The sequence below is a fragment of the Niameybacter sp. genome (genome assembly GCF_036655075.1).
GTDB lineage: Bacteria > Bacillota > Clostridia > Lachnospirales > Cellulosilyticaceae > Holtiella.
This window is the reverse complement of record NZ_JAVVQU010000061.1, coordinates 1-11,111: the sequence shown is the minus strand read 5'-3', so window position 1 is coordinate 11,111 and position 11,111 is coordinate 1. Positions and strand designations below refer to the sequence as shown.

Sequence of the window (11,111 nt, the reverse complement as noted above, 5' to 3'; positions counted from 1 at the left end):
TAAATAACTTTAAAGGTATGGCTAAAAAGTGAATCAAGCTATACCTTTAAAGTGGTCAAACCTATAAAAACCAATGAAATACTAGAGAATTCTAGACAGATAAAAAAGGTATATTAAATTGCACAAAATAAATTAGAAAATAATTAAATTTAGGCTTGCATTCTGTGATAGAATGCCATAATATTAAAGATGTAATTAGCACTCGACTATAGTGAGTGCTAACGTGAAAAAATTACATACTTTATCTATAAAAGGAGGGTATTTTTATGAATTTAAAACCATTAGGCGACAGAGTCGTACTTAAACATTTAGAAGCAGAAGAAAAAACTCAATCAGGTATCATCTTAGCAGGTGCTGCTAAAGAAAAACCACAAGAAGCTGAAGTTATTGCAGTAGGCCCAGGTGGTATTGTTGACGGTGAAAAAGTTGAAATGCAAGTTCAAGTAGGTGACAAAGTTATTTACTCAAAATACGCCGGCACAGATGTAACTTTAGATAAAGAAGAATATATCATTGTTAAACAAAGCGATATCTTAGCAATCGTTGAATAGTCAATCCTTAATTATATAGAAAGAACAAAGGGAGGTATTTACAATGGCAAAACAAATTCGTTTCGGAATGGAAGCAAGACAATCACTTCAATCAGGAGTAGATCAATTAGCAAACGCAGTTAAAGTAACACTTGGACCAAAAGGTCGCAATGTTGTATTAGATAAATCATATGGTACACCACTTATTACAAATGACGGTGTATCTATTGCAAAGGAAATTGAGTTAGATGACCCATTTGAAAACATTGGTGCTCAACTTGTAAAAGAAGTTGCAACAAAAACAAATGACGTGGCTGGAGATGGTACAACAACAGCTACAGTACTTGCTCAAGCAATGATTACAGAAGGTCTTAAAAACATTACAGCAGGTGCAAACCCAATCATTATCCGTCGTGGTATGCAGCAAGCGACAGAAGTTGCTGTAGAAGCTATCAAAGGCATGAGCCAAACAGTAAATAGCAAAAACCATATTGCAAGAGTTGCTGCAATCTCTGCTGGTGATGATGTAGTAGGAAACCTTATTGCTGATGCTATGGAAAAAGTATCAAATGATGGTGTTATCACTGTAGAAGAGTCAAAAACAATGACAACAGAGCTTGATGTTGTAGAAGGTATGCAATTTGACCGTGGATACTTATCAGCTTACATGGTTACAGATACAGAAAAAATGGAAGCGGTAATGGAAAATCCATACATCCTTATCACAGATAAGAAAATAACAAATATCCAAGATATTTTACCAGTGCTTGAACAAATCGTTCAATCAGGTGCAAAACTTCTTATCATTGCAGAAGATGTAGAAGGTGAAGCTCTTACTACATTAGTATTAAACAAACTTCGAGGAACATTCAACTGTGTAGCTGTTAAAGCACCAGGATTTGGTGATAGAAGAAAAGAAATGCTTCAAGACATTGCTACACTTACAGGTGGTACAGTGATTACAGATGAAGTAGGTCTTGACCTTAAAGATGCAACGGTAGCACAACTTGGTCGTGCTGCAAGTGTTAAAATCACAAAAGAAAATACAGTAATCGTAGATGGTGCTGGTGACAAAGAAGAAATTGCTCATCGTGTTGCTGTTATCCGTCGTCAAGTTGAAGAAACAACTTCAGACTTCGACCGTGAAAAACTTCAAGAGCGTCTTGCAAAACTTGCAGGCGGTGTAGCAGTCATCAAAGTTGGTGCTGCAACAGAAACAGAAATGAAAGAAAGAAAGCTTCGTATTGAAGATGCTCTTGCAGCGACACGTGCCGCTGTAGAAGAAGGGATCATTGCAGGTGGTGGTAGCACATACATCCACATCATGAAAGCTGTAGAACCACTTCTTGATACAACAACAGGAGACGAAAAAACAGGTGTACGTATTATCATAAAAGCACTTGAATCACCACTTCGTCAAATCGTTGCAAATGCAGGTCTTGAAGCTGCTGTTATCATCGACAAAGTTAAAGCTGCCGAAGCAGGTGTTGGTTTCAATGCCCTTACAGAAGAATACGTAGACATGATCGAAGGCGGAATCATTGACCCAACTAAAGTTACAAGAAGTGCACTTCAAAATGCAACATCAGTAGCAGCTACATTCCTTACAACAGAATGTATTGTAGCAGATATTAAAGATAAAGAAGCAGCTATGCCAGCAGGTGGCGGAATGCCAGGCATGGGCGGTATGGGAATGATGTAATTTCTAACTCCTAGAGTTAGTTTGCATAGATTTCACAAATAGAAAAGAGCTTAACAGGGCAATCCTTGTTAAGCTCTTTTCTATTTATTAATAAATCACGAAATGTTTTCGTGAAATCTCTAGTATATATATGAGGCTACCTTGTAAGTAGCCTCATATATATACTAGAGATTTCATAATAAGTATGTTACAGGAACAGGATGGGGGAAGTGCCTGTAACGTGCATAAGACTCAGCTAAATGGCCAAAAGACCAAAGAAACCGGCAAGCAATACAATAAACGCAAAAGTAATACGATAAAAAGCAAAGTAGCGCATAGGTTTTTTCTTGAGGAATCCAAGGAAAGCATCTATGACTAGAAGCGCTACAATAAAGGAAACAACAAAGCCTATACCTAATGCACACCATTGTGCATTAACAAGAGGTGTAGGCATTTTAAGTAACTTAAAAAAATGGATAAGAGCTTGGCCTACCATAACGGGAATGGCAAGGAAGAAAGAATATTCAGCAGCGGCTACTGTAGACATACCACATGCCCACCCACCAATAATGGTAGAGGCAGACCTAGACATGCCGGGAATGATGGAAAGAACTTGGAAGAGTCCTACGCATAGTGCCTTACCAGGTGTAACAGCTGTAGCCGAAAGAGGTGTAGCTACGTGGCCTTTAAATCTACTTTCAGCATACATCATCCAAAGTGCACCAAAGAATAGAGTACAAGCTACAACAGGGGGATTGAACAAATAAGTTTGAATCACATCATCAAAAGGTAGCCCAATAAGTGCTGCAGGGATACAAGAAATGAGAATCATGCTCCAAAAGTAAACACCACTTTCTTCTAAGAGTGTCTTGGATGATGGAAGAAGATGTGTAATGGTATTCCAAATCTTCTTCCAATAGTAGACAACGACGGCAAGTATGGCGCCCAACTGAATAATCATATTGAACAAATCTACAAAGGCCTTATCCGTATGCTTATAGAAGTCAATAAGGTTTGCGAAAATAATCAAGTGACCAGTTGAAGAAACAGGTAAAAATTCGGTCAGTCCTTCTACGATGCCAAGAATACCAGCTTTAAGCATCATAAGTAAATCCAAGTGATAACCTCCTTATGTAAGTGCAACTTAGTTAATATCGCTAAATTCAATTTTGATGTTATGAGATGTATAAGTTGCTTGGTAAGGATAGTCAATTTCTATATCCCCAAGAGGTGGTGTAGGTAAAGTGATGATGAAGATGGACCCTTTAGTTGGTATACTTTCACATTTAATTGTGCCGCCCATTAGATGGATAAGATCCCTTACTATAGATAAGCCTATGCCACAACTATGCTCCTTAGAACTTGTACCTTGCTCCGCGGTAATAAAGCGGTCAAAAATATGTTCAAGCTTATCAGGTGTAATACCAATACCTGTATCTTGAATATGAATTTGAATAGCATGATCTAAGTCTAGAACATTGATAAAGAGTTTCCCACCTACAGGCGTATACTTAATTGCATTAGAAAGTAAATTGAAGAGAATACGTTCAAATGCACCGGGATCTAGTCTAATATACTTTTCATCTATATCTGTATCAAAAGTATAGGTAATTTCTTTTTCTTTCATATATAAATACGACATTTCACATAATGTTTCCACCGCATCTACAAGATTGAAGACTTCAGGCGATAAGTTAACCATATTATTATCTAATTTGGTTACATCTAGAATGTTGTTAATCAGTTTTAAAAGCCTTAAGGAATTAGATTGCATCATACTTGTATAATGGCGACACTCTTGTAAGGTAATAGCATGAGTTTGCATTTGAAGCGCACTATAAATAATATTAATAGGCATTTTAATATCATGAGAAAGGTTAGAGAAGTAGCTTAGTTTTAAATTCTGTTGCTCTAATGCTTTTTCAGCAACAACTTTTTGTTTTTTCTCAGTAATATTACGCAATATACATACTATATTTACAGAATCATGCAAATATGTAGTTGTAAATAAATATTCAATGTCGTAAATTTCATGATTTAAAGTAATAAGGGATGTTTCACCCTTTAACAGTTCACCAGGATGACTTGGCAATTCTTGATAAGCTTGTTGAGTCGCTTCATCTAGTTTTAAATAAGAAAAGAGGCTAGTGCCAGCTAAATTATGCTTATTTAATGAATGAAACAAGTCTAGGGAGGCTTGGTTTGTATCAAGTATTTTATCATCAATACAAAGTAAGAAAGGCTCAGGGAATAGACTTAAAATACGTTCGTAATGATTCGTTCTATTTTTTAAGTTATTCTCTAGTTGCTTAGCATATAAGGAGTATTTATAAAGTTCTTGATGCGTATGTTCTCTATCTTTTTCTGTAACTTCTTGTTGAAGATACAGTTCACTAAAGGGACGTAAGATGCAGCATTCTATTTGTCCAATGATAAGTAGATATAAGCTAGACATCTTAAAAAGATGAAGTACAATACTAGGACCTGACAGTGGAACAAAATAAAAGAAGCTAATGGTTTCATTAATACTAACTAAGCAAACAAAAATCAACATAATAAGTTTAAGCGTAGAAGAAAACTTACTGTGTACTGGGGATAGAATGTTAAAAGATAAAAGCAGTGCTATAGGTATTAAGAGGTTAAGCGTTAAGTTAAAGAAAAGGGCACTTAATGAATGACCATTGACAAAAGTTGCGAAACGTTCATTGGCGAATAGAGGCATACCCACTGTGCAAATGACTATGAAGGCTAACGTCAAATACCAACTGATATGTTCTAACTTTTTAGGCTTATGTACGTAATAGTAACTCACAATGACTAATATAATACTAAAGCTTAATTTACCTAAATGATGGGTCGCCATGGATAAATAATAGCTATTAACAGGTGTCTTTAGCAAGGAATCTAAAATAATTTGTAGGCCTTGAAGTACATTAATAGCACCATAGAAGATGGACATATAGGAAAGAAAAGCATTTTGAGTAATATGTCTAGTAGAAATGGCATTAATTAAAAGATAGGCTGCCATTACAAAAAGGATCAGTTTCGTACAAGCTAGAAAGGCATCTAGATCATAAGTAAAAAGAAAGATAAAAAGAATGCTCAGTAGAGTTAAAATAAAAAAATGTTTATATAAATGTTGAGTAATAAATTGATCTTTGGCAGTTTTTATCGTGGACATCCGTAACTCCCTTCATAAATAGTGTGATAATAGGTCCATATATATCTATTATAGTATAAAAAAATATATTTTACGACATTAATTTTAAAAAAAATTAATTTTTAGGTTCAAGTTTGATAATTGAGGCTAGAAAGGCAAGCTAGTTTGAAAAAAGCACAAAACTATGGTAAACTGAAAGAAGTAAAAACAAAGTAAATTAAAAGGAGAAACAAGCAATGGGTGATGTCTTTAAAGAGCAATTAATAGCAATGACAATGAGCAAAAAGGATAAAGCACAAAGAGCAATTATATGGACTGTTTCTATTTTAGTATCGCTTGTATTATTTATAGTCCTTCCTATTTTCATGGCTCCAATTTTAGTATTAGCAATACTTTGGTTAGCTACATTTTTATCCAGTAAATTAAAAAAAGAACATGAATATAGCCTAACAAACCACTTATTAGATATTGACGTAATCTACAATAAAGAAAAAAGAAAACGCGTGATCGAATTAGATTTAAAAGAAATGAATGTGATGGCAAGTATTAAAGATGAACGTCACCAAGAAGAATTAGCACGTGGTCAAAAGGTAATTAATGCAAGTGATGGTCAATTAGGAAAAGAAACTTATGCCATTATGTGCCCAACAGATGGACAACTTGTAAAAATTCTCATTACTCCAAATGAAGATATGTTGAACTTGATGTACAAACAAGCACCTAACAAAGTATTTAGATACAGAGGGTAATGAATAAAAAGAATAGGTAAATTATGAAAAAATATGGACTAGTTGTATATAGTCCATATTTTTATTGTATAAAGAGAGTATTATTATATTAAAAAACACGACTAACATTTTTGATAAGGATATGCTATAATAATCGATAATAAAAACAGAAACAACATTTTTCGTATATACTTGGCGATTGGGCCGAGAGTATCTACCCACTTGCCGTAAATAAGTGGACTACGGGGAAATAAATAGGGTATAATGTGATTTATGGGGTTAACATAAGGCATTGTACTTTTGTATTCCTCTAAGCACACTAGAGGAATTTTTTTATATCATCTATTACTACACAAACACTAGGAGGAACTTCACATGTCAAAAATTATTAAAGAAGGCATTACATTTGATGATATTTTACTTGTACCTAATTATTCAAATGTATTACCACACCAAGTATCACTTCAAACACAGCTTACAAAAAAGATCACTCTTAACATTCCAATTATGAGTGCTGGTATGGACACTGTTACAGAAGCACGTATGGCAGTTGCTATTGCGCGTCAAGGTGGAATTGGTATCATCCACAAAAATATGACAATTAGTCAACAAGCAGAAGAAGTTGATAAAGTTAAACGTTCTGAAAATGGTGTTATTACAGACCCATTCTTCTTAACACCAGACCACTATGTGTATGATGCAAATGAATTAATGGCAAAATACAGAATTTCTGGAGTTCCTATTACAGAAGGTACAAAATTAGTAGGTATTATTACAAACCGTGATTTACGTTTTGAAACAAACCACAATCGTAAAATCAAAGAAGTTATGACAAGTGAAAATCTTATTACAGCGGAAGAAGGAACAGACTTAGCTCAAGCTAAAGAAATTCTTTCAGTACATCGTATTGAAAAGTTACCAATTGTTGACCAAGAAGGTAACTTAAAAGGTCTTATTACAATTAAAGATATTGAAAAAGCGATTCTTTACCCACAAGCGGCAAAAGATGGTCAAGGTAGACTTTTAGTTGGAGCTGCTGTAGGCGTAACAGGTGATGTACTTGAGCGTGTAGAAGCACTTGTAAAATCAAAAGTTGACGTAATTACAGTAGATACAGCACATGGACATTCACAAGGTGTGATCAATACTGTTCAACTTATCAAATCAAAATACCCAGAACTTCAAATCATTGCAGGAAATGTAGCAACAGCAGAAGCTACTGTAGCACTTATTGAAGCTGGAGCAGATGCGATTAAAGTAGGTATTGGACCAGGTTCTATCTGTACAACGCGTGTTGTTGCAGGTGTAGGGGTTCCTCAAATTACAGCGGTAGAAGACTGTGCACAAGCTGCAGCACCATATGGTGTTCCAGTTATTGCTGATGGTGGGATCAAATACTCAGGTGATGTTGTAAAAGCTATCGGAGTAGGCGCTAATATATGTATGATGGGTTCAATGCTTGCAGGATGCGAAGAAAGTCCAGGAGCTACAGAACTTTACCAAGGCAGAAAATACAAAGTATACCGTGGCATGGGTTCAATCGCAGCTATGGAAAATGGAAGCAAAGATCGTTACTTCCAAAATGATGCGAAAAAACTTGTTCCAGAAGGCGTTGAAGGTCGTGTAGCTTATAAAGGTCAATTAGCAGATACAATCTTCCAAATGATGGGTGGATTACGTGCAGGTATGGGTTATGCAGGTGCATCATCAATTGAAGAACTTAAAGAAAAAGCTACTTTTGTACGTATCACAAGTGCTGGTCTTAAAGAAAGCCATCCACATGATATTCAAATTACAAAAGAAGCACCAAACTATAGTGTAGAATATTAAAATAAGAAAGGGCTTAGGCCAAATGTGACCTGAGTCCTTCTTATTTAGTAAACAGAAGGTATAGACAACAAAAGATTAGGCACATATTCTGAGGAGGAAATAGAAATGAACCACGAGTTAGTTATCGTATTAGACTTCGGCGGACAGTACAACCAGCTTATTGCAAGACGTGTTCGTGAAAATAACGTATATTGTGAAGTACATCCTTACAACTTAAGCTTAGAAAAAATTAAAGAAATGAATCCAAAAGGAATCATCTTTACAGGTGGACCAAACAGCGTATATGCAGATGAATCACCAATCTGTGACAAAGCAATTTTTGAACTTGGTATACCAGTACTTGGTATTTGTTACGGTTCTCAGCTTACAGCACACCTTTTAGGTGGTAAAGTAGCGACAGCACCTGTAAGTGAATATGGAAAAACAGAAGTAAAAGTTGATACAGCATCTAAATTATTTGAAGGTGTTTCAGAATCTACAATCTGTTGGATGAGCCACACAGATTACATCGAAACTGCACCAGCAGATTTTGCAATTACTGCACACACCCCAGTATGTCCAGTAGCAGCTATGGAAAATGCTGAAAAAGGAATTTACGCAGTTCAGTTCCACCCAGAAGTTATGCATACTCAAGAAGGTATGACAATGCTCGGAAACTTTGTAAACAACATCTGTGGTTGCAAAGGTGACTGGAGAATGGATTCCTTCGTAGAAACAACAATTGAAGCGATTCGTGAAAAAGTTGGTAATGGTAAAGCATTATGTGCATTATCTGGTGGTGTAGACTCATCAGTAGCAGCAGTTATGCTTTCAAAAGCAATCGGCAAACAACTTACTTGTGTATTTGTAGACCACGGTTTACTTAGAAAAAATGAAGGGGATGAAGTAGAAGCAATCTTCGGACCAGAAGGTAACTATGACCTTAACTTTATCCGCGTTAATGCACAAGAAAGATTCTATGAAAAATTAAAAGGTATAGAAGACCCAGAAACTAAGAGAAAAATCATTGGTGAAGAATTCATACGTGTATTTGAAGAAGAAGCACAAAAAATTGGTGCTGTAGACTACTTAGTACAAGGTACAATTTACCCAGACGTTATCGAAAGTGGACTTGGTAAATCAGCTGTTATCAAATCACATCACAACGTAGGTGGACTTCCTGACTGTGTAGATTTCAAAGAAATCATTGAACCATTACGCCTTCTCTTCAAAGATGAAGTACGTAAAGCAGGCCTTGAACTTGAAATTCCAGAACACTTAGTATACAGACAACCATTCCCAGGCCCAGGCCTTGGTATCCGTATCATTGGTGATGTAACAGCAGAAAAAGTACGTATCGTACAAGACGCTGACTGGATCTACAGAGAAGAAATCAGAAAAGCTGGCATTGATAAAGAAATCGGTCAATACTTCGCAGCCCTTACAAACATGCGTTCAGTAGGTGTAATGGGCGATGAAAGAACATACGACTATGCTATCGCACTTCGCGCAGTAACAACAAGCGACTTTATGACAGCAGAATCAGCTGATCTTCCATGGGAAGTACTTGGCATAGTAACAACAAGAATCATAAATGAAGTTAAAGGGGTTAACCGTGTCCTATACGACTGCACAGGCAAGCCACCAGCGACTATTGAGTTTGAATAAACTATAAGCAATGCAGATAAAAAATAGGAAGACCTCAGATGAGCATTCACTCTCAATCTGAGGTCTTCTTGTTTTTTAAAATATGTAGTTATTTTACAATTACCTTTATAGCTTTTTCTGTTCTATTTCCCACATAATTCGAAAGAGACAATATTACGTTATACATGCCTGCTACGGAAGCATCTAAATTAGAAACATCTGCACTTATTTCATTATTACCAGAATGTTCGAAGAGTGCAAATCATTTACTTGCTAGATTGAAAATGTAAAATGGGTATACTATAATAAGATTATAGAAAATAAAAAAGTTAGGATATAAGCCAATGATTAATCTACCACAAAGATTTATTAAGGATATTCATAGCGTTATAGAGACTTTAATTAAAGAGATAGATAATAATTTAGCAGAAATTATTTTATTTGGAAGTTGTGCCCGTGAGGAAATTAAAACAGGGTCAGATATAGATATATTGATTCTTACACATCAGCCTATAGAGACCCATGCAGAAAGAGGTAGAATACGAGATACAGTAGATTTATATAATGTAGACTTAGTATTTTATACTCAAGAGATGTTTGAAGAAGCGACTTCTTTATTTGTAAGAAACATTAAACGGGAGGGTATTTCATTATGGAAAGGAGGAAAATGGCGTGAAGCACTATAACTACTATAGAATTGCTCTAAATGATTTCAAATATCTACAATACAATATTGAAAGAGAAGATGAAGATATTTACAATAGAAATGCTATTTTATGTGAGCAAGTTGTTGAAAAACTTCTTAAACACATTGTAGAAAGATCTTGTTTTACTGAAGACTATTCTGCATTATTAAAAGGACATAATCTAGTGAAACTATATAAAGCAATTGTTGAGGAAGGGATTGAGTTAGAGCTTTCGATTAACATGCTTAGAACTTTAAAGGATTATTATTTTGATGCTAATTATCCAGGAGACAACTTTATCTTACTTACAAAAGAAGAAGTTATGGAGGCTTATACATTTACAAAGGAAGCACTAGATAAAGTTAAACAGTTTGTTGAGAATAACTAGGAATCAAAGCATAAAATATTCATTTAAGGAGTATTAGTGTACCAGCACTGATACTCCTTTTAAGTTCCATATTCGTGGTCTAAATCCACCATCTATACTAAGTTAATCATACAATTACTCATTTGGATATTACTTCAGAGGTTCCCCATGATAGTCAATGTCTTACTGAAATGATTAAGCAACTTTCAAAAAACGATTTATTTCTAGCTGATTTAGGCTATTTTGATACAGAGTTTCTAAAAAAAATAAATGAACATAACTTTTTTATTAGTCGTATCAAGACAAATCTTAAACTTTATAAAGGTGTATCTGAATCCTATTCTATCTATGATGAAATTGATACGGTACTACAATTATTACAGAAATTTATTGTATACGCTGGCAAATAGAATTGCTTTTCAAAGTGCTTAAAAGTACTTTGAAAAGCAATTCTTTACGGAAGATTAGTAGGTACATTAAGCACAATGCCTTTTTATGACTAC

The 11,111-nt window shown here is 35.1% G+C and carries 11 protein-coding genes and 1 riboswitch; of the genes, 9 read left to right on the top strand and 2 right to left on the bottom strand.

Annotated elements, in window-relative coordinates; all coding sequences use genetic code 11:
- The first annotated feature begins 266 nt into the window (after positions 1-266).
- Complete coding sequence (groES, locus tag RRY75_RS12805; protein ID WP_332493525.1) at positions 267-551, top strand: co-chaperone GroES; 285 nt, start codon at positions 267-269, stop codon at positions 549-551.
- Positions 552-594: 43 nt separating this feature from the next.
- Positions 595-2,232 (top strand): chaperonin GroEL, encoded by a 1,638-nt coding sequence (gene groL, locus RRY75_RS12800; RefSeq protein WP_332493526.1) that lies wholly within the window; start codon positions 595-597, stop codon positions 2,230-2,232.
- 235 nt (positions 2,233-2,467) lie between these two features.
- On the opposite strand, the gene RRY75_RS12795 is transcribed toward groL, so the two are convergent.
- Entirely contained in the window at positions 2,468-3,328 is an 861-nt protein-coding gene (locus RRY75_RS12795; protein ID WP_332527762.1) for an undecaprenyl-diphosphate phosphatase, read from the bottom strand.
- 27 nt (positions 3,329-3,355) lie between these two features.
- The gene (locus RRY75_RS12790; RefSeq protein ID WP_332493528.1) at positions 3,356-5,392 is read right to left on the bottom strand and encodes a PAS domain-containing sensor histidine kinase; all 2,037 of its coding nucleotides are present in this window, start codon (positions 5,390-5,392) and stop codon (positions 3,356-3,358) included.
- A gap of 215 nt (positions 5,393-5,607) precedes the next feature.
- On the opposite strand from RRY75_RS12790, the gene RRY75_RS12785 reads away from it, so the two are divergent.
- The 7 genes from RRY75_RS12785 (at position 5,608) to RRY75_RS14315 (ending at position 11,107) form a co-directional block, all read left to right on the top strand.
- Positions 5,608-6,120 (top strand): hypothetical protein, encoded by a 513-nt coding sequence (locus tag RRY75_RS12785; protein ID WP_332493529.1) that lies wholly within the window; start codon positions 5,608-5,610, stop codon positions 6,118-6,120.
- 141 nt (positions 6,121-6,261) lie between these two features.
- Positions 6,262-6,362: riboswitch (purine riboswitch) on the top strand.
- A gap of 112 nt (positions 6,363-6,474) precedes the next feature.
- Entirely contained in the window at positions 6,475-7,929 is a 1,455-nt protein-coding gene (gene guaB, locus RRY75_RS12780) for an IMP dehydrogenase (RefSeq protein ID WP_332493530.1), read from the top strand.
- A gap of 105 nt (positions 7,930-8,034) precedes the next feature.
- A complete protein-coding gene (gene guaA / locus RRY75_RS12775; protein ID WP_332717100.1) occupies positions 8,035-9,576 on the top strand; it encodes a glutamine-hydrolyzing GMP synthase in 1,542 nt (513 codons plus the stop codon).
- A 323-nt stretch (positions 9,577-9,899) separates the two neighbouring features.
- Positions 9,900-10,241 carry a nucleotidyltransferase domain-containing protein gene (locus RRY75_RS12770; protein WP_332494041.1) on the top strand — a complete coding sequence of 114 codons (342 nt, stop codon included), beginning with the start codon at positions 9,900-9,902 and terminating at the stop codon, positions 10,239-10,241.
- Positions 10,228-10,629 carry a HEPN domain-containing protein gene (locus tag RRY75_RS12765; RefSeq protein WP_332494043.1) on the top strand — a complete coding sequence of 134 codons (402 nt, stop codon included), beginning with the start codon at positions 10,228-10,230 and terminating at the stop codon, positions 10,627-10,629. The genes RRY75_RS12770 and RRY75_RS12765 overlap by 14 nt, the downstream gene beginning before the upstream one ends.
- A gap of 113 nt (positions 10,630-10,742) precedes the next feature.
- Positions 10,743-11,018, top strand: a complete 276-nt coding sequence (locus RRY75_RS14320; RefSeq protein ID WP_332527947.1) for a transposase — start codon at positions 10,743-10,745, stop codon at positions 11,016-11,018.
- Positions 10,982-11,107, top strand: coding sequence for a transposase (locus RRY75_RS14315; RefSeq protein ID WP_442935445.1), 126 nt, complete (start codon positions 10,982-10,984; stop codon positions 11,105-11,107). The genes RRY75_RS14320 and RRY75_RS14315 overlap by 37 nt, the downstream gene beginning before the upstream one ends.
- Positions 11,108-11,111: the final 4 nt, after the last annotated feature.